Genomic DNA, 19,505 nt, shown 5'->3' on the forward strand with positions numbered 1-19,505 from the left:
AAAAATATCATCACTTTCAGCGGAACAAAAACAACATTTTGAAGAAGATTTTGAGGAAGTAAAAGCAATAGGTTATGTACCTGAATATTTAATTCCTTTTTTACGACAGTATCCAACACCAGAAGTATTATTTACTAGCCTGCAATTAGATGAGGAAGATGATAAAGAACATGATTATAATAATACTAAAGTCGCTTTTGATGATCTTGAGTCAGTAGAATATAATGAGCATTTGAGGAAATTTCAAATGTATAAAATTGTTGAAAAAATGTTGGAGAAAAAGAAAGAGCTGACATTAAGAGAAAAAAATATTTTGAGTATAAGTAAACAACGAAGCCAATGTTTAGACAATATTTTAGATGATTTAAGAGAAAATCCAGGAAAGTCAATAGCGAAAAAAATCATTATAGATAAATGTTATAACTAGTTGATTAAAAATAAAAAAATATATTATGAATTAAACATAATGAAAGGATGCGGTTAAATAACCACTTAAATAATATGAAAAAATTACAATATCATTGCCATATATTAATTTATCTAGTTTTAGCATTATTTCTTATTAGCTGTGCGCCACTTTTTATTCATAGTTCACCTAAACCGACAGTCGAACCACCAAGTTTACCTAATGCAAAATTAGGTCAACCATATTATGCAACAATAGAAATCACGGGACCAGTTATACCGAGGTTATTTCGCTACGAAATAACGCCTATGAATTCAGGGCTTGACTTAAAGGTATTAGATCCTGAAGCAATCCGTCCATTTAAAAACCATAAATTAGAAGGCGTTCCCATTGTAGAAGGTGAAATTATCTTAAGGATACATGGTGGTACTTTTGGCACGATGGAAGTAGGGAAGGAATTTGATAAGACGTACACGATAAAAGTAGAAGATGCGGATGAATAAAAGGTAAATATTGATTTCTCCACAGGACAAATATGATACAACAATGATAACTCATTCTATATATGAGGACATAAAAACTAGCACCTAAAAATCAGATTTTACCCTGTTGGGTATTTAATAAAGGTGAGTTAGAAGAGCGCATTGTAGAAGTTGATGTCTTTAATCAAAATGATTTGGAGTATATTTAGTGAATTCTGACCGTAAAGGAACAATCATCAATTATGATTATTTAATAAGGTTTAAAAGAAAAGGAAAATATGGTGATGATATTGTGGCATTTTTACAAGTTATTAAGTAATGTTTTATTATTTCTACTCTTAATTGGTATTAGTAATCAAGTTATTGCAAGTGAGCATCATTACTCTTACTGTAATTTGAATTTGGTCATCAGTTACGATATTGATGGATGTGCAGATTTTTTTGAGGAAAAAATATCATCACTTTCAGCGGAACAAAAACAACATTTTGAAGAAGATTTTGAGGAAGTAAAAGCAATAGGTTATGTACCTGAATATTTAATTCCTTTTTTACGACAGTATCCAACACCAGAAGTGTTGTTTACTAGCGAGCAATTAGATGAGGAAAGTGCTAAAAAACATGAAGATAATAATATTAAAGTCGCTTTTGATACTCTTGATTCATTAGAATATAGAGAACATTTGAGGAAATTTCAAATATATAAAATTGTTGAAAAAATGTTGGAGAAAAAGAAAGAACTGACATTAAGAGAAAAAAATATTTTGAGTATAAGTAAACAACGTAGCCAATGTTTAGACAATATTTTAGATGATCTAAGAGAAAATCCAGGGAAGTCAATAGATGAAAAAATCATTATAGATAAATGTTATAACTAGTTGATTAAAAATAAAAAAGATATTATAAATTAAACATAATGAAAGGATGCGGTTAAATAACCACCTAAATAATATGAAAAAATTACAATATCATTGCCATATATTAATTTATCTAGTTTTAGCATTATTTCTTATTAGCTGTGCACCATTTTTTTTCTTTAGTTCAACTAAAACGTCAGTCGAACCACCAAGTTTACCTAATGCAAAATTAGGTCAACCATATTATGCAACCATAACAATCAATAGTTATCCGGGACCAGTTATACCGAGGTTATTTCGCTACGAAATAACCCCTACAAATTCAGGACTCGACTTAAAGGTATTAGATACTGAAGCTGTCCATCCCTATAATGACTTTAAATTAGAAGGTGTTCCCATTGTAACAGGTGAAATTATCTTAAGGATACATGGTGGTACTTTTGGCACGATGGAAGTAGGGCAAGATTTTGATAAGACGTACACGATAAAAGTAGAAGATGCGGATGAATAAAAGGTAAATATTGATTTCTCCACAGGACAAATATGATACAACAATGATAACTCATTCTATATATGAGGAGATAAAAAAACTGGCGCCTAAAAATCAGATTTTACCCTGTTGGGTATTCAAAAAAGGAAAATTAGAAGCGCGCATTGTCGAAGTTGATGTCTTTAATCAAAATGATTTGGAGTATATTTAGTGAATTCTGACCGTAAAGCAACAATCTCAATAGTAAAAAAACTAATCACTGTGATTATGGGCTGTAGTGTAATTATTGGTATTGTTCTCTTTTATTGTGATGATACCAAAAATATATATGAACACCCTGTTAAACCGGAAAATACACCCTTGGATATGACAATTTACCCTTCAACAATCCCTGAAAATCAATTATTACGTATTCAAGAAGCTAAAGAACTTTATAAAGCAGCATTTGATCAGCATGTATTTTATGCGGTAAAAGACCCAGATAAATTAGTAGAGTTTATTAAACATGCCTGGCAGTGGGATAAAAATGCAATGTTCTATTATTACAATATTCTTTATTCTCATCATTTATATGATAGTTATCCTTATAAAGAAGAAGGAATGATGTCATTTACTGAGTTTATGTCAAAATATCGTGATAAATTAGTTGATGATGCAGGTAAACCATTAGTTACCCCCGATATTTTTAAACTTCCTAGGCGTGATCTCATTAAATTTCGCAATGACTTAGTAATAAAATTAGCTGATTTAAAATATCCTTTTTTTGACTATCAAAAGGGTTGGGACTATGGTTTTTGTTGGTATGATAAAGAAGGTAATACCAAATCATGTACAGATAGTCAATTAGATAAAGCAATTGAATATTTTAGTTATGCAATTGAGGGTGGATATCATTGCTATGAAGATTTGATTGCTCGTATGCTGTTTCAACAAGGTGATCACTATAAAGATGAAAAAAATGAAAAAATTAACAAATTAACTGAATATCGAAAATCATTGTCTTTACAAGACTTAAAAAAATCGATCGATTATGCTGAATTAATGGCTGAGCATAGCTCGATGATAGGGATCTTAAGGGTCACAGAAGCCTATTTATATGGTTTAGGACGCGAGCATGATGTGGTTAAAGCGTATGCTTGGTCGTTATTGTTGGATTATGCCAAACAAAAAGTGATAGAGAATGGCAATAATTTAGCATGGGATTCAACAGAACTCCCTCCTGTTTGGCAGTATAATAAAGAAATACAAACACGTTTAGAAAACATGCTGAATGCCACACAAAAACAAGCTGCACAAGACCTACTGACAACATTGAAAACTAAAATCATTGATTGGAACTATAATCGTTGGCGAGAGCAAATTGATGATTTTCATCCTAAACCCTAATTAAATGTTGAGGTTATTTTAATCAATATCCCTATATCAGCTATAAGGCGATAAAAACTGGCGCCTAAAAATCAGATTTTACCCTGCCGGGTATTTAATAACGGTAAATTAGAAGAACGCATTGTCGAAGTTGATGTCTTTAATCAAAATGATTTGGAGTATATTTAGTGAATTCTGACCGTAAAGTAACAATCATCAATTATGATTATTAAATAAGGTTTAGAGAAAAGGAAAAAATGGTGATGATATTGTGGCATTTTTACAAGTTATTAAGTAATGTTTTATTATTTCTACTCTTAATTGGTATTAGTAACCAAGTTATTGCAAGTGAGCATCCTTACTATTACTGTAATCTGAATTTGGTCATAGATTACGATATTGATGGATGTGCAGATTTTTTTGAGGAAAAAATATCATCACTTTCAGCGGAACAAAAACAACATTTTGAAGAAGATTTTGAGGAAGTAAAAGCAATAGGTTATGTACCTGAATATTTAATTCCCTTTTTACGCCACTATCCAACACCAGAGGTATTGTTTACTAGCGAGCAATTAGATGAGGAAAGTGCTAAAAAACATGAAGATAATAATATTAAAGTCGCTTTTGATGATCTTGAGTCAGTAGAATATAATGAGCATTTGAGGAAATTTCAAATATATAAAATTGTTGAAAAAATGTTGGAGAAAAAGAAAGAGCTGACATTAAGAGAAAAAAATATTTTGAGTATAAGTAAACAACGTAGCCAATGTTTAGACAATATTTTAGATGATCTAAGAGAAAATCCAGGGAAGTCAATAGATGAAAAAATCATTATAGATAAATGTTATAACTAGTTGATTAAAAATAAAAAAAGATATTATAAATTAAACATAATGAAAGGAGATGTGGTTAAATAACCACCTAAATAATATGAAAAAATTACAATATCATTGCCATATATTAATTTATCTAGTTTTAGCATTATTTCTTATTAGCTGTGCACCATTTTTTTTCTTTAGTTCAACTAAAACGTCAGTCGAACCACCAAGTTTACCTAATGCAAAATTAGGTCAACCATATTATGCAACCATAACAATCAATAGTTATCCGGGACCAGTTATACCGAGGTTATTTCGCTACGAAATAACCCCTACAAATTCAGGACTCGACTTAAAGGTATTAGATACTGAAGCTGTCCATCCCTATAATGACTTTAAATTAGAAGGTGTTCCCATTGTAACAGGTGAAATTATCTTAAGGATATATGGTAGTACTTTTGGCACGATGGAAGTAGGGCAAGATTTTGATAAGACGTATACGATAAAAGTAGAAGATGCAGATGAAAGGTAAATATTGATTTCTCCACTGGTTAAATCAAATGATAAAGCGTAAGTATGAAATATGCTAACTAAAATTTTATAAACTGTAATAGTCTGCAATTAATCTGATAATTGAATTGTTTATTTTTACTAAAAAAACTACTCAAAATGAGTTAAGCTGGATCAACTAGGTAAGTACAATTTAAGTTATTTTCATGAACGGAAGCCAAGTTTGTTTCCAACAAATTAGTGAATAACAACGATTAATACATTTTTAATAAAAAGGAAACGAATATAAATGTATATAGCAATTGATGTTTATTATATGGGAGATCGGGCAAAATCGGTGGGTATTTTGTTTGAAAATTGGTCAGATTCGATAGCAGATATAAAAGAGGTAATTACGGATTATCAAGATAATGTCGCTCCTTATCAATCTGGTCAGTTTTATCAACGTGAATTACCTTGCATTATAGCTTTGTTAAATAAAATTGATCTAACCAAAATTACATCAATTATCATTGATGGTTATGTACATTTGAATGAAGGTAAATTGGGATTAGGGGGACATCTCTATAATGCGTTAAATCAAACTATACCAATTATTGGTGTAGCTAAAAAACCTTTTTTAGGAAATAGTCAATATTTGATTGAGGTTATGCGTGGTCAAAGTAAACATCCGTTATATGTCACAGCTATTGGTACTCAATTAGAAACAGCTGCTGGTAATATAAAATTAATGTCTGGCAAATATCGGATGCCTGATTTACTCAGTTTTTTAGATCAACAAACAAAATTATTTAAGTCAGAGTAAGCTTTAAAATTGCTACATTTGCCACTATATAGCTAAATAATATGAACAAGCTATCTGTTTTTATGTATGTTTATTATTTAGCATTTCGATTATAAATAAATTATTTCTTAAATTGAGTTTAATTATTCAGGTCATTATCACGCCAAATAATACTCAAGCAATATATTGATAGTGATTAACAAGAAGATCCTAGTAAATGGAAATGGTATTAATACATCAACTAGAAACAGGGTGTAAATGGTGTTTTTTGTAAAAAGTATTACAGTAAAAATAGTCTGTTTTAACGTTAATCCCCTTTCAATATGTTAGCTATCTTTTTCCGCTTTCTTTGGCAATATAATGATATAATAATGAATATTTTTTTAATTAGGTTTGATATATGTCAGCATATAATATTGCTATTGTTGGTGCGACAGGGCAAGTTGGTTCTGCGTTAGTTGAATTATTACAACAGCGCTCAATAGAAATTGATCACCTTTTTTTAGTTGGTAGTGATAATAGTGAAGGTGAAATTGTTCGTTTTGCGGGTAAAAATCTGACAGTTATAGATAGTAGTCAGATGGATTGGAGTCAGTGTCATTTTGCTTTTTTTGTAGCAGGTCAATCAACAAGTGAAAAGTATGCACAAATTGCCGCTCAATCTGGTTGTATTGTAATAGATGCAAGTGGTTATTTTGCAATGCAAGATCATATCCCTTTACTTGTTCCTCAGGTAAATAATAGTGTGTTAACTGACTACCGAAATGAGAATATTATTGCAGTTGCTAGCCCAACTGTCTGTCAGTTATTGCGATCAGTCGCATCGTTAACCGATATTGAGTTGTTAACAAATTTACATATGACAAGTTTTATTCCTGCATCACTGTATGGTAAGGAAGGTGTTGATGAGCTAGCAGGGCAAAGTGCAAGATTATTAAATGGTATGCCAGTTGATAATACGTTATTTGATAAACAATTAGCTTTCAATTTATTACCTGTTTCCCCTGAAATTAGTGACACAGGATTAGGTGAACAATCACAAGTAGATCAGATTCGTAAAGTTATTAGTAATTATCAATTGCCTGTTTCTTTAGAATCAGTCATCGTTCCGGTATTTTATGGACTTGCCCAAGCAGTTAATGTTTCAAGTAGTTTACCTATTGAAATTGATATGGGGCGATTTAGTGAATATGGCGTAGAAGTAAAGCATGGCGATTTACCTACACCAGTGACAGAAGTAAGTAGTGAATCAGAGCATCCGCTTGCTATTAAAATTGCCAATTTGAGGCATAGTTATGGGCATTATGAGCAAATTCAATTTTGGTCAGTAGCGGATAATGTTCGTTATTTAGGTGCATTAATGTTAATTGAGTCTCTAGAGATCCTCATTAATGACTACCTGTAAAATAGCACTTGGAATTGAATATGACGGCAGTGGCTATTATGGTTGGCAACGACAGCAATCTGTTGATTCTATTCAAGAAAGACTTGAAGCTGCCTTGTCTGTCGTCGCAGATGAAACCATAACGGTATTTTGCGCCGGAAGAACTGATGCTGGCGTTCATGCGACAGGGCAAGTTATTCATTTTGAAACCAGTGCTAAACGTTCACAAAGTGCTTGGACAATGGGGGTAAATTCCCATTTACCTGCTAATATTGCTGTACGTTGGTCAAAACAGGTTGAGGCAGATTTTCATGCCAGACATAGTGCTACAGCTCGTCGTTATCGTTATGTGATATATAATCACCGTTATCGTCCGGCAATTTTAGCTAAAGGCGTTTCTCACTATTATTTGCCGTTAGATGCATGTTTGATGCATCAAGCTGCTCAATATTTACTGGGTGAAAATGATTTTACCTCTTTTAGAGCCGCACAATGTCAATCTCATACGCCATGGCGTAATATTCATCATATTGATGTAAAACGGCAAGGTGAATATATTATTGTTGATATCAAAGCTAATGCCTTTGTGCATCATATGGTTAGGAATATTGTTGGAAGTTTACTTGAAGTTGGTTCTGGTAATAAAAAGCCTCAATGGATCAGTGAGCTTTTACAAGCTAAAGATAGAACTCTTGCTGCTGCAACAGCAAAACCAGAAGGTTTGTATTTAGTGCAAGTAGACTACCCATTAAATTACCAATTACCTAATGTGGCATTAGGGCCGTTATTTTTAGAATAATTGATTAACTTAGACATAAATCCAACTTACAAACAGATGGAATACAATGAATACTGAAGAAATGAGTAATAGCAAAGACAAAGATGTAAAAAATCGTGAGTCAAAAAAAGCAAATCTACATAATATAAAACTTCCGCCACATTCTATTGAAGCTGAACAAGCCGTACTGGGTAGTTTAATGTTGGATAATCAGCGTTGGGATGTTGTTGCAGAAATGATCACTGAGCGTGATTTTTATTCTCGTCATCATCAATTGATCTTTTCTGAAATGCATACCTTAATTAGTAAAGGTACGCCTATCGATTTGATCACATTATCCGAAAGTTTAGAAAGTAAATCGATATTAGCAGATGTAGGTGGTTTTGCTTACTTAGCTGAGCTTTCTAAAAATACACCAAGCGCCATTAATGTCATTGCCTATAGTGATATTATTCGTCAACAAGCTATATTGCGAGAGCTAATTAGTGCTGCAAATGATATTGCTGATAACTGTTATGCGACCGAAGGTCGTGATAGTTCAGAAATTTTAGATTTTGCCGAAAGTAAAATTTTTCAGATTGCCGAAAGCCGAACAAAACAGGGTGAAGGACCTAAAAGTATTACGGATGTTCTTGAGGCAACCGTTGCCAAAATTGAGGAACTCTTTCAGCGACCTCATGACGGTGTGACTGGCGTATCTACTGGTTTTATCGATTTAGATAAGAAAACCGCGGGTTTACAGCGTTCTGATTTGATTATCGTCGCGGCTCGACCGTCAATGGGGAAAACCACTTTTGCAATGAATTTATGTGAAAATGCAGCATTAGGACAAGAAAAACCTGTTTTAGTTTTTAGTTTAGAAATGCCTGCTGAACAGATTATGATGCGTATGTTAGCCTCGTTATCTCGTGTTGATCAAACGCGTATTCGAACAGGTCAATTACAAGATGATGATTGGGCTAGGATTTCAAGTACGATGGGAATATTACTTGAGAAAAAAAATATCTATATTGACGATTCGTCAGGTTTAACGCCTATGGAGCTACGATCAAGAGCAAGACGTATTTATCGTGAACATAAAGGGCTTAGTATGATTATGGTCGATTATTTGCAATTAATGCGAGTACCTAATATTTCCGAAAATCGAACTTTAGAAATTGCTGAGATCTCTCGTTCATTAAAAGCATTAGCTAAAGAGTTACAAATTCCGGTGGTTGCCCTTTCGCAACTTAATCGTAGTTTGGAACAACGAGGCGATAAAAGACCGGTTAATTCAGATCTGCGTGAATCAGGTTCAATAGAGCAAGATGCAGATGTGATCATGTTTATCTATCGTGATGAAGTTTATAATGAATCATCAGAACATAAAGGTATTGCTGAAATTATTTTAGGTAAACAGCGAAATGGTCCAATAGGTAAAGTTCGCTTAAAATTCCAAGGTCAATTTTCACGTTTTGATAACTATGCTGATTCTAGTAAATATTTAGATGATGAGTAATAAATAATAGTAAAAATCTAAGGTTGTAACGATTTATACTTAGGTCGTTACAACACCATGTTAATTTATCGCATTTTTTTAATTTTATTGGAAATTAAACAATAAATCTGCACCAACATAAACACTATTGCTTGTAAAATCACAATACAAGCGCCGGTAGCTCCATCAATATAAAAACTGATGAATGTTCCTGTTACAGTAGAAAATACTGAAACAATGATGGCAATAATCAACATTAATTCAAAGCGTTTACATAATAAGAAAGCTGTAATACCAGGTGCGATTAACATCGCAATGACTAATATCACGCCAACTGCTTGTAATGATGCAACAATTGTTAATGCCAAAACACTAAGTAATCCATAATGTAAAAGCTTGACAGGTAAACCTACAACTTTAGCTTGTATGGGATCAAAACAAAAAAGCATAAGATCGCGTCGCTTAATAATGACTAAAATCGAAGCAATGATCGCGATAGATAAGATCTGGACTAGTTGTGTATAGGTAGTACCAAGTACATTACCAAATAAGATATGATTTAAGTGTTGTGAAGTATCTACTTTTGAAAATAGCACTAAACCAAAGGCAAACATTCCCGAAAAGACTATTCCCATAACAGTATCTTCTTTTACCCGGCAGTTTTCTTTAATATAACCAGTAGCAACTGAACAACATAAACCAGAAGCAAAAGCACCAATAATAATTGGAATGCCAGCTAAAAAGGCCAAAACAATTCCGGGAAGCACCGCATGCGAAATTGCATCTCCCATTAATGACCAACCTTTTAATACTAAGAAACAAGAAAGTAATGCACATACAAATCCTGTAGCAAGTGCAGCTAATATTGCACGTTGCATAAAAGCAAATGTGAATGGATAGCTAATAAAATCCCATAATTCAATCATATATTTGCTACCTTATTTAATTTGTTTCGTTTGATTCTTAGACGATTTGGAATTAAGCCATGTTGTGGTGCAAATAGAAAAGCCACAATAAAAATTAGGGTTTGCAAAGTCACTATAACGCCACCTGTCGCACCATTTAAAAAATAGCTTATCCAAGCACCAATAGCACTAGTTAACGCTCCAATGACAACAGAAATAATTAATAAGTGTGAAAATCGGTTAGTAAGTAGATAAGCAGTCGCACCAGGTGTGACTACCATTGCAATAACTAAAATTGCCCCTACAGTTTGAAGTGCAGCTACAGTACATGCACTTAGAATAGTAAAAAAGATGATTTTTAACCGTAATGGTTTTAAACCAATTGAGATGGCATGAGTTTCATCAAAAAAAGTGACTAATAGATCTTTCCATAACAGTAATAACAAAATAAAAGATACTAATATGATGATTTGCACTTGCCACATATCGCTATCGGCAATACCTAAGATATTACCAAAAATAATCGTTTGGACATTAACTGAGGTAGGATTCAATGAAATGATGAGTAAACCAATAGCAAAAAAAGTAGAAAAAATAAAACCGATGATTGCATCTTCTTTCAATCGAGTAAAAGCACGAATGAGAGCAATGGCCAGAGCAGCAAGTAACCCAGTAAAAAAAGCGCCAATTGAATAGGGAAGTCCAAGCGCATAAGCACCGGCAACACCAGGTACTACCGAGTGGGATAGCGCATCTCCCATTAATGACCAACCTTTTAACATTAAAAAAGCAGAAAGAAACGCGCAGGCGGCACCAACAATACAACTTACCCAGATGGCTTTTAGCATATAGTTATAAGTAAATGGTTCAAGTAGTAGTTCCATTTATTGCTATCCTTTTGGTTTATTATTTGGATGCTCAATAAGTAAATCTTGATGAGGTGAATCATCTGTTCCTTCGCCGTAAAATATTGCGGCTCGTTCATCATCTGTTAAAACTGATACCATACGAGGATCTTGATCTTCATGTAATTTTTCACCGGATAAACTTAAATAACGCAAAGCACCACCAAAGGTAGTCATTAAATTTTGCGGAGTAAAAGTGGTTTTGGTTGGACCAAAAGCAAGGACAGTTTGATTAATCAAAACAACTTGATCACAAAATTCAGGTACACTACCTAAATTATGGGTAGAAACCAAAATTAAATGTCCTTCTTCTCGCAGATCTTTTAGTAGATCAATAATAGCGTTTTCTGTTTTTACATCTACGCCAGTAAAAGGTTCATCTAATAACAACACTTTCCCTTGTTGAGCTAAGGCTCTTGCTAAAAAAACGCGTTTTTTTTGCCCGCCCGATAGTTCACCTATTTGACGGTGTTTAAAATCGGTCATATTGACGCGTTCCAGAGCTATATCAACTTGTTTTTTATCTTCTTGGCTGGGAATACGTAAAAAGGACATATGCCCATATCGCCCCATCATCACGACATCAGAAACTAAAACCGGGAAATCCCAGTCAACCTCCTCTGTTTGCGGTACGTAAGCTATAATGTTTTGTTTTAAAGCTTGTTTAACAGGCATATTATTAAATGTGACTGTTCCTCTATTGGGATGAACCATACCCATGATACTTTTAAAAAGCGTGGATTTACCACTGCCATTAACACCAACAAGCGCACATATAGTACCGCCAGTTAGTGTAAAACTTGCATCATGAATAGCTGTATGACCATTGTTATAAGTGACAGTAATGTTATCTACATTTAAGCAAATTTTTGTCATTATTTTTCAAACCCTTTGGCGATTGTTTCAACAGTGGTTTTTAATAAATCAATATAGGTAGGTACAGGTCCGTCTTGGGTAGAGAGTGAATCTACATATAATACTCCACCATATTTGGCATCTGTTTCTTGACTAACTTGTCTAGCAGGTTTATCTGAAATCGTACTTTCACTAAATACAACCGGAATATTATTTGCTCTTACTAAATCTATTACATGTTTAACTTGTTTTGGTGTACCTTGTTGCTCAGCGTTAATTGGCCATAAATAGGCTTCTTTTAAATTGTAATCTCTGGTTAAATAACTAAATGCCCCTTCACTGGTTACTAACCAACGTTGTGCTTCTGGGATTTTTGCTAATCGCTCACGTAATGGAGCATCAAGGGCTTTAATTTTTGCGGCATATTCAGCAGCGTTTTTATTATAGGTAGACGCATTTTGAGGATCATATTTAACCAATGCAGCTCGAATATTTTCAATATAGGTTAAAGCTAAGGTTGGCGACATCCAGGCATGAGGATTAGGATTGCCTTTATAACTTCCTTCTTGAATTGGCATAGGATCAATACCTTGAGTTACTATAACCGCTGGGACATCTTTAATATCTTCAAAAAAACGTTGAAACCAACGTTCTAAATTTAATCCATTCCATAAAACCAAATCAGCTGATTGCGCTCTAACAATATCTTGAGGTGTGGGTTCGTATTCATGAATTTCAGCTCCCACTTTAGTAATTGATTCGACAATAGCTGCTTCACCAGCTACATTTTTAGCGATATCTTGAATGATCGTAAATGTTGTAACAACTTTAAATTTTTTTTCTGCAGCGGATGCAAAATTAGATATCCCAATAATAATCATTAAGGAAATTAAAATAGTCATTAATATGTTGTTACGATTTTTCAAGAAATTAAACCTCATTAGCTACCTCTTCTCTGATTAAAATACACTCAAATTAAATAAACATACAGCAAAATAAAAAATAGATGCGGATAAATTTGTTTTTTCTCATCATCTCATTGCTTTAAATATAATCGCATTTTAAAAATACCAAATATAGAAAGAGTTATTTTTTAAACGCTAATGAGAATTATTATCATTTGATAAATAAATGTCAATTTATTTTTTTAATGTTTTTTTTAAAAACATCATAAAAACATTCGGTTATTTTAGATACAAATTAGTGAAAACAGTAGATAATTCCATCTATTTAATTGATAGATCAAGTAGAGAATATTAGTAAAATTAAAAAGACACATTTTCAATATCTAAAAATGTGTCTTTTATTTCATCTTAGTTGATATGGTATTGCTTTATAGGCGGTAATTTTTAGAATGAGTAACGATAACCACCATTAACTTGTAATAAATCGAATTTATTACCCGGTGAGCTTTCTAAATCAAAATAAATAGTATGTTGTTGATTGAGTTGCGCACTGATACCTACACCATTATTCCACCAGTTCCCTTTAAATGAATGGCTCTCTTTACTGTTATTCAATTTATAGTAAGTATCGCCATCAAACTCTCTGACAATCCCGGTTTTAGCATAGATGTTGATATTACTGTTGTCAGAATTAATTTCATATCCAAAGAGTGCTGAAGCACGACCAATTAATGAGTTATAGTCCCCTAATTTGACATTCAGTCCGTTAGTAGCATGAATTGATGCACTATTTTGATGAGTGTAAGAGAATTGAGTTTGAGGTTCGATATAAAAGTCATTAATTTTAAATTTCTTACCAAGCTCCACAGATAGACCTAAGCCATTAGTATGTCCTGTACCTTGCACGTGATTATTGGCGGTATCTCTAACTTTAAAATGGTTTCTTTGACGGGCATATTTCGCTACGCTATCAATATAAAATCCATCATTGTCAAAGAAAGTAGCATAAATCCCGGTATTAAATGATTTTAAAGAGCCGTCACCATGACGGTAATTTGGGTCACCATAAGTTTGTCCGACATAGGCACCAATCACAAAAGGTGAATCTTCAGAGAACTGTTTATCAGCACCCAATTGGAATCCATGGTAATTCATATCAAATTTACTCAATTTCCCACCCGAAAAAGAGTCCAATTTACCGGAAAAACCACGTAACCAAACATCACCATATTGACCGCTATGACGCATATCCCCAAGACGTTGTAGTAGCGTTTGGGTTTCAACATAACTCATTAGGTAATTACTATTAAGAAAACTAACGCCAGCCATAGCCGATGAAGTAAGCGTATTATAGCTAGCTAAAACATAATTATTGCCTTCTTTAGCTAAATTATATTGATAACCACCAACTTCAGCTGCATGATTTATGATAAATTGAGCTGAATTAGTCGCATTATCATCGATTTCGACTAAAGTTAATTTTTCTGCGCCTGTGGTATTAGAAGAGCCATTATTGATTAGATTGATAGTATGTATGCCTTCAGCTGATAAAGTGCGACTTACCACTTCAGGTGATTTTGAAATGACGATTTTATCACTTTGCTGGGCTGCAATATCTGCCCGTAAATCAAATGTAGATTGACCTTTTAAATTCTCAATCATTAACATACCATAGTTATTATCTGAATTAGTATAAGTATTATTGGAAATATCATTAGTAAATTTGATATTTCCTTGACCAGCTAATTCTGTAATATAAGAATAATTGTCATTTATTTCCCAAGGGACATCTTTAGCCAAATTTATTTTTATTATTCCTGTGTCATCAGGATTACCAACATCAGTATCATCAGGGTCGCCAAAGGCAGAAGCAGAACCAACAATTTTAGATCCACTGGCTAAATTCAGAATAACGGTTCCCCCATTAAAGGTTAGGATATTGCCATTAATAATTGATTTATTATTAATGGTGGTTACACCATTATTATGAGTATTAATACCACCATTAATATATGATTCACCATTCAAAGTAACATTGCCATAATGGACAAAAATAGCATCATTTTCGTCAGGATCACTAACAGTTAACCGAGTAGTTCCATTAACGGTAATAGTGTTTTCCCCAAGCATACTAATAGCATAAAAATTAATGCCTTGAGTATTAATTGTCAGATCACCATTAAAAATGGTACTTGAATTGTTATAATGATTATGTATAGCTGAAATACTAGATCCATTCATTGGAGCATCTTCTCTAACCAGATTGATAATGACATTTTTTTCAAAAACGGTATTACTGTTTTCTTGTATATCAATTCCCGAAGATAGTTTACCTTGAAATTTATTTACCGCATGAGTAACAGGAATATTTACTTCTTCATTGTAGGTATGATTGCCTTGTAACACTAATGCCATAGCTGAGAACGGTGTAGCAAAAGCTAGTCCTATGATTATTTTATTTTTCATTATTTCCTTTCCTTCTTTTAATTCAAAAAAGAGTCTAACAGAAAAATTAATTATGTTCAAAAAACAAACTGAATTATAATCATTCTGAAAATACCCCATTCGTAGTACACAATTCACGTAGAAAATTAAGCCGCGTGTTTTAGTTTTTCAAATACAATCGGTGTCATACGATTTAATACCTCCAGAGGCTTTTTAAAGTTATAAATCGTTACACTATATATCCATTTAAGTGAGTATAAAAAATGGGAAAAGTTGAACTTCCGAATTAAAATATTTGAGTTCCTAGAAGAGTTAATATCCTATTCACAAGGATTCCCTGATAAAGATAATTAATATAAAGCAGGATTGAGGAAAATAACTAATTCTATTATTTTTAGATCAAACAAAGATTCACCAATACTAATAAAAAATAGCTGTGGTTCAGTTTAGGTTGGTTATAATACCCACAATTAAAAAGACACATTTTCAATATCTAAAAATGTGTCTTTTATTTCATCTTAGTTGATATGGTATCGCTTTATAGGCGGTAATTTTTAGAATGAGTAACGATAACCACCATTAACTTGTAATAAATCGAATTTATTACCCGGCGAACTTTCTAAATCAAAATAAATAGTATGTTGTTGATTGAGTTGCGCACTGATACCTACACCATTATTCCACCAGTTCCCTTTAAATGAATGGCTCTCTTTACTGTTATTCAATTTATAGTAAGTATCGCCATCAAACTCTCTGACAATCCCAGTTTTAGCATAGATGTTGATATTACTGTTGTCAGAATTAATTTCATATCCAAAGAGTGCTGAAGCACGACCAATTAATGAGTTATAGTCACCTAATTTGACATTCAGTCCGTTAGTAGCATGAATTGATGCACTATTTTGATGAGTGTAAGAGAATTGAGTTTGAGGTTCAATATAAAAGTCATTAATTTTAAATTTCTTACCAAGCTCTACAGATAGACCTAAGCCATTAGTATGCCCTGTACCTTGCACGTGATTATTGGCGGTATCTCTAACTTTAAAATGGTTTCTTTGGCGAGCATATTTCGCTACGCTATCAATATAAAATCCATCATTGTCAAAGAAAGTAGCATAAATCCCAGTATTAAATGATTTTAAAGAGCCGTCACCATGACGGTAATTTGGGTCACCATAAGTTTGTCCGACATAGGCACCAATCACAAAAGGGGAGTCTTCAGAGAACTGTTTATCAGCACCCAATTGGAATCCATGGTAATTCATATCAAATTTACTCAATTTCCCACCCGAAAAAGAGTCTAATTTACCGGAAAAACCACGTAACCAAACATCACCATATTGACCGCTATGACGCATATCCCCAAGACGTTGTAGTAGCGTTTGGGTTTCAACATAACTCATTAGGTAATTACTATTAAGAAAACTAACGCCAGCCATAGCCGATGAAGTAAGCGTATTATAGCTAGCTAAAACATAATTATTGCCTTCTTTAGCTAAATTATATTGATAACCACCAACTTCAGCTGCATGATTTATGATAAATTGAGCTGAATTAGTTGCATTATCATCGATTTCGACTAAAGTTAATTTTTCTGCGCCTGTGGTATTAGAAGAGCCATTATTGATTAGATTGATAGTATGTGTGCCTTCAGCTGATTTTGTTACAATAATTTTATCACTTTCTTCCGTAACAATATTGGTACGTAGATCGAAATTAGAACCGCCATTTAAATGCTCAATAGTTAATTGGCCAAAGCTGTCCATAGCATAAGTATTATTAATATTATCGTTAATAAATTTGATATTTCCTTGTCCAGATAACTGAGTAATATATGAATCGTTATTAGTAATATCCCAAGATGCATTTTTAGCAAGATCAATTATAATAGTACCAGCGCCAACTCCAAGGGATTGGTCGTCATCATCCTCATCCTTATCCCCATCACTATATGCTGATCCTGTGATTTTTGAACCGGATTTTAAATGTAATTCAATTATGCCACCATCATATGCATTAAAATCGCCATTAATGATAGATTTATTATTAATGACTACTTTTCCAGTTTCTTGAACATCAATATCACCATCAATCTGTGATTCGCCATTTAAGGTCAAATGCCCTGCAGCTGAGAAAATTGCATCAGCGTTTTCTCGATCGTTAACACTTAATTTAGTCGTTCCATTCACTGTAATAGAAGTACTTCCATCTAGACCAATAGCTTCAGCATAATTTCCTTGCATATTAATAGTGAGGTCACCATTAAAAATAGTCGTTGATATATCATTTAGATCCAATGACCTCAGACCTGTAATAGTTGAGCCATCTTGAGGATTTTCTTCTCTAAGAATATTTATGGTGACATTTTTTTCAAAAATAGTATTACTGCCATTTTTTATTTCTATACCGGTATTTACTTTTCCATCAAGTTCATTCCAGTTATGTGTCGTTGGAATATTTATTTCTTCAGTATAGGTGTGATCACCATTTAATTGTAATGCCATAGCCGTGAGAGGTGTAGCAAAAGCTAGTCCTATGATTATTTTATTTTTCATTATTTCCTTTCCTTCTTTGTAAATCAGGAAAAGTTTAACAGAAAAATTAATTATGTTCAAAAAACAAACTGAATTATAATAATTAATTGGCAAGTTCAATAAGAGTAGCCTTCAGTGCCGATCCTATTTTAAAAGGCCGATTCTTATTCATGTTAAATAGCCAAAAAGTTATTTTTGTATTAGCTATATTTAATTTTTTAACCTCAAAGCATTAACTTAGATCAAATGGAGTTAAAAATGAAACTACGTAAAGTGATGATTATCGGTGTGGGTAATGTTGGTTCAACGACCGCTTATACCTTTGTGAATAGAGGTATCTGTGAAGAAATTGCATTAGTAGATCTCAATAAAGAGTTAGCTTATGGACATGCTCAAGATTTATTAGATGCTGCCGCCTATCGGCAAAATATGATCAAAGTAAGTTTACGAGACTCAACCGATTGCGCTGATATCGATATAGCCATTATTACCGTTACATCAGGATTAGCTCAAAAAAGTAGGGCAGAGGAGCTTGCAGGCACTTCAAAAATAGTCGCCAATATTGTACCAAACATGATGAAAAATGGTTTTAAAGGTATTTTTCTTATTGCTACTAATCCTTGTGATGCAATAACTTATCAAGTTTGGAAACTATCAGGCCTACCTCGTCATCGGGTCATTGGAACTGGTGTATGGTTAGATACAGTACGATTACGTCGCTTACTTGGTGAAAAAATGGATATAGGGCCGCAAAGTATTGATGCATTTATTGTTGGTGAACACGGTGACTCGCAATTTCCAGTTTGGTCGCATTCATCAGTTTATGGGATTCAATTGAATCAATTAGATAAAAATAGAATTGATTTTCAAGATATTGGATTAACAGCTAAAAATAAGGGATTTGAGATAGTAAAATATAAACATTGTACTGAATATGGTATAAGTAGCACCATAACCGAAATTTGCCAACATATATTTACCAATAGTCATAGGGCATTGGCATTAAGCTGTATTTTAAATGGTGAGTATGGTTATAAAGATGTCGCAATTGGTGTCCCCGCTATTTTAAACCAGCATGGTATAAAAAAGATCATTGAACTCGATTTTAGTAATAACGAAAAGCAGTTATTTGATAATAGCATTAATATTGTCAAAAACTATATAGCGCAAATTAATTAGTTTATTTACTTAACAATTATCTGTTAAACCTCTTTCCGGTTACTTTTAATCATGCACAGCGCAATTAAACCTGCGCTCTGCATACAATATAGCGAGTATTTTCAAGCTTGTTTGTATCGAATTGATATTTTTATTCACTAAATAATTCTTATGATTGTTGTGTAAGTATATTCAAGATTAATAAATAAGTATCATAATGGAAGTAATGTAGTTTTTTTTTATAACTCTAAACAATCCATAATTTTGTAAAGAAGTTTCAGGTTAACTATATGTTTCAATATATTTAATCAACTCACAACTCATCTAATAAAATATAAACTCTATATTTAATAATATAGAAAAAAAACAGCGCGATAAAGTAAGTGAATATGCTAAGTTATTATTAATAATTATGACTATCATTATTAGATATTTATAAATCCAATGATT

19 protein-coding genes are annotated in these 19,505 nt (G+C 32.8%); 13 read left to right on the plus strand and 6 right to left on the minus strand.

All coding sequences use genetic code 11. The annotated features are described in order from the left end of the window. The 12 genes from A9G11_RS14440 to dnaB all read left to right on the plus strand — a co-directional run. Positions 1–427: hypothetical protein (locus A9G11_RS14440; protein WP_176701257.1), on the plus strand; the 427-nt coding region annotated here is incomplete at its 5' end. Positions 428–501: 74 nt separating this feature from the next. Beyond that, positions 502–909 carry a hypothetical protein gene (locus tag A9G11_RS08890; RefSeq protein ID WP_081298371.1) on the plus strand — a complete coding sequence of 136 codons (408 nt, stop codon included), beginning with the start codon at positions 502–504 and terminating at the stop codon, positions 907–909. 257 nt (positions 910–1,166) lie between these two features. Beyond that, positions 1,167–1,763 carry a hypothetical protein gene (locus A9G11_RS08895; protein ID WP_065619259.1) on the plus strand — a complete coding sequence of 199 codons (597 nt, stop codon included), beginning with the start codon at positions 1,167–1,169 and terminating at the stop codon, positions 1,761–1,763. Positions 1,764–1,836: 73 nt separating this feature from the next. Beyond that, positions 1,837–2,253, plus strand: coding sequence for a hypothetical protein (locus tag A9G11_RS08900; RefSeq protein WP_081298503.1), 417 nt, complete (start codon positions 1,837–1,839; stop codon positions 2,251–2,253). A gap of 10 nt (positions 2,254–2,263) precedes the next feature. Further along, complete coding sequence (locus tag A9G11_RS14445) at positions 2,264–2,443, plus strand: hypothetical protein (RefSeq protein WP_065619260.1); 180 nt, start codon at positions 2,264–2,266, stop codon at positions 2,441–2,443. Then, entirely contained in the window at positions 2,443–3,618 is a 1,176-nt protein-coding gene (locus A9G11_RS08910) for a hypothetical protein (RefSeq protein WP_065619261.1), read from the plus strand. Before A9G11_RS14445 ends, A9G11_RS08910 begins: the two co-directional genes overlap by 1 nt. 236 nt (positions 3,619–3,854) lie before the next feature. Beyond that, positions 3,855–4,451: a hypothetical protein gene (locus A9G11_RS08915; RefSeq protein WP_065619262.1), complete on the plus strand. Its 597-nt coding sequence runs from the start codon at positions 3,855–3,857 to the stop codon at positions 4,449–4,451. Between the two features lie 49 nt (positions 4,452–4,500). After that, a complete protein-coding gene (locus tag A9G11_RS08920) occupies positions 4,501–4,947 on the plus strand; it encodes a hypothetical protein (RefSeq protein WP_141674393.1) in 447 nt (148 codons plus the stop codon). Between the two features lie 267 nt (positions 4,948–5,214). Beyond that, entirely contained in the window at positions 5,215–5,730 is a 516-nt protein-coding gene (locus tag A9G11_RS08925; RefSeq protein ID WP_065619263.1) for an endonuclease V, read from the plus strand. Between the two features lie 379 nt (positions 5,731–6,109). Beyond that, a complete protein-coding gene (locus A9G11_RS08930; protein WP_065619264.1) occupies positions 6,110–7,114 on the plus strand; it encodes an aspartate-semialdehyde dehydrogenase in 1,005 nt (334 codons plus the stop codon). Continuing rightward, positions 7,101–7,892, plus strand: a complete 792-nt coding sequence (truA, locus tag A9G11_RS08935) for a tRNA pseudouridine(38-40) synthase TruA (protein WP_065619265.1) — start codon at positions 7,101–7,103, stop codon at positions 7,890–7,892. Before A9G11_RS08930 ends, truA begins: the two co-directional genes overlap by 14 nt. 61 nt (positions 7,893–7,953) lie before the next feature. Next, entirely contained in the window at positions 7,954–9,369 is a 1,416-nt protein-coding gene (gene dnaB / locus A9G11_RS08940) for a replicative DNA helicase (RefSeq protein ID WP_065619275.1), read from the plus strand. A gap of 65 nt (positions 9,370–9,434) precedes the next feature. Here dnaB and A9G11_RS08945 read toward each other — a convergent pair whose 3' ends face one another. From A9G11_RS08945 to A9G11_RS08970, 6 genes are all read right to left on the minus strand, one after another. Next, positions 9,435–10,274 carry a metal ABC transporter permease gene (locus A9G11_RS08945; protein WP_065619266.1) on the minus strand — a complete coding sequence of 280 codons (840 nt, stop codon included), beginning with the start codon at positions 10,272–10,274 and terminating at the stop codon, positions 9,435–9,437. Further along, positions 10,271–11,137: a metal ABC transporter permease gene (locus A9G11_RS08950; protein ID WP_065619267.1), complete on the minus strand. Its 867-nt coding sequence runs from the start codon at positions 11,135–11,137 to the stop codon at positions 10,271–10,273. The genes A9G11_RS08945 and A9G11_RS08950 overlap by 4 nt, the downstream gene beginning before the upstream one ends. Positions 11,138–11,143: 6 nt before the next feature. Then, positions 11,144–12,034 carry a manganese/iron ABC transporter ATP-binding protein gene (locus A9G11_RS08955; protein ID WP_065619268.1) on the minus strand — a complete coding sequence of 297 codons (891 nt, stop codon included), beginning with the start codon at positions 12,032–12,034 and terminating at the stop codon, positions 11,144–11,146. Then, positions 12,034–12,915, minus strand: a complete 882-nt coding sequence (locus A9G11_RS08960) for a metal ABC transporter substrate-binding protein (RefSeq protein ID WP_065619269.1) — start codon at positions 12,913–12,915, stop codon at positions 12,034–12,036. The genes A9G11_RS08955 and A9G11_RS08960 overlap by 1 nt, the downstream gene beginning before the upstream one ends. 447 nt (positions 12,916–13,362) lie before the next feature. Next, positions 13,363–15,384 (minus strand): autotransporter outer membrane beta-barrel domain-containing protein, encoded by a 2,022-nt coding sequence (locus A9G11_RS08965; RefSeq protein WP_065619270.1) that lies wholly within the window; start codon positions 15,382–15,384, stop codon positions 13,363–13,365. 533 nt (positions 15,385–15,917) lie between these two features. Continuing rightward, on the minus strand, positions 15,918–17,918 hold the full coding sequence (locus A9G11_RS08970; RefSeq protein WP_065619271.1) for an autotransporter outer membrane beta-barrel domain-containing protein: 2,001 nt from the start codon (positions 17,916–17,918) through the stop codon (positions 15,918–15,920). A 237-nt stretch (positions 17,919–18,155) separates the two neighbouring features. On the opposite strand from A9G11_RS08970, the gene A9G11_RS08975 reads away from it, so the two are divergent. Beyond that, a complete protein-coding gene (locus tag A9G11_RS08975) occupies positions 18,156–19,076 on the plus strand; it encodes an L-lactate dehydrogenase (RefSeq protein ID WP_065619272.1) in 921 nt (306 codons plus the stop codon). The last annotated feature ends 429 nt before the right edge of the window (positions 19,077–19,505 follow it).

The organism is Gilliamella sp. wkB108 (assembly GCF_001690195.1).
Taxonomy (GTDB): Bacteria; Pseudomonadota; Gammaproteobacteria; order Enterobacterales; family Orbaceae; genus Gilliamella; species Gilliamella apicola_L.

Bases quoted from the DNA above. Each gene is read 5' to 3' on its own strand.
- A9G11_RS08890 (WP_081298371.1), top strand. From the start codon at position 502: ATGAAAAAATTACAATATCATTGCCATATATTAATTTATCTAGTTTTA.
- A9G11_RS08895 (WP_065619259.1), top strand. From the start codon at position 1,167: ATGGTGATGATATTGTGGCATTTTTACAAGTTATTAAGTAATGTTTTA.
- A9G11_RS08900 (WP_081298503.1), top strand. From the start codon at position 1,837: ATGAAAAAATTACAATATCATTGCCATATATTAATTTATCTAGTTTTA.
- A9G11_RS08915 (WP_065619262.1), top strand. From the start codon at position 3,855: ATGGTGATGATATTGTGGCATTTTTACAAGTTATTAAGTAATGTTTTA.
- A9G11_RS08920 (WP_141674393.1), top strand. From the start codon at position 4,501: ATGTGGTTAAATAACCACCTAAATAATATGAAAAAATTACAATATCAT.
- A9G11_RS08925 (WP_065619263.1), top strand. From the start codon at position 5,215: ATGTATATAGCAATTGATGTTTATTATATGGGAGATCGGGCAAAATCG.
- A9G11_RS08930 (WP_065619264.1), top strand. From the start codon at position 6,110: ATGTCAGCATATAATATTGCTATTGTTGGTGCGACAGGGCAAGTTGGT.
- truA (WP_065619265.1), top strand. From the start codon at position 7,101: ATGACTACCTGTAAAATAGCACTTGGAATTGAATATGACGGCAGTGGC.
- dnaB (WP_065619275.1), top strand. From the start codon at position 7,954: ATGAGTAATAGCAAAGACAAAGATGTAAAAAATCGTGAGTCAAAAAAA.
- A9G11_RS08945 (WP_065619266.1), bottom strand. From the start codon at position 10,274: ATGATTGAATTATGGGATTTTATTAGCTATCCATTCACATTTGCTTTT.
- A9G11_RS08950 (WP_065619267.1), bottom strand. From the start codon at position 11,137: ATGGAACTACTACTTGAACCATTTACTTATAACTATATGCTAAAAGCC.
- A9G11_RS08955 (WP_065619268.1), bottom strand. From the start codon at position 12,034: ATGACAAAAATTTGCTTAAATGTAGATAACATTACTGTCACTTATAAC.
- A9G11_RS08960 (WP_065619269.1), bottom strand. From the start codon at position 12,915: ATGACTATTTTAATTTCCTTAATGATTATTATTGGGATATCTAATTTT.
- A9G11_RS08965 (WP_065619270.1), bottom strand. From the start codon at position 15,384: ATGAAAAATAAAATAATCATAGGACTAGCTTTTGCTACACCGTTCTCA.
- A9G11_RS08970 (WP_065619271.1), bottom strand. From the start codon at position 17,918: ATGAAAAATAAAATAATCATAGGACTAGCTTTTGCTACACCTCTCACG.
- A9G11_RS08975 (WP_065619272.1), top strand. From the start codon at position 18,156: ATGAAACTACGTAAAGTGATGATTATCGGTGTGGGTAATGTTGGTTCA.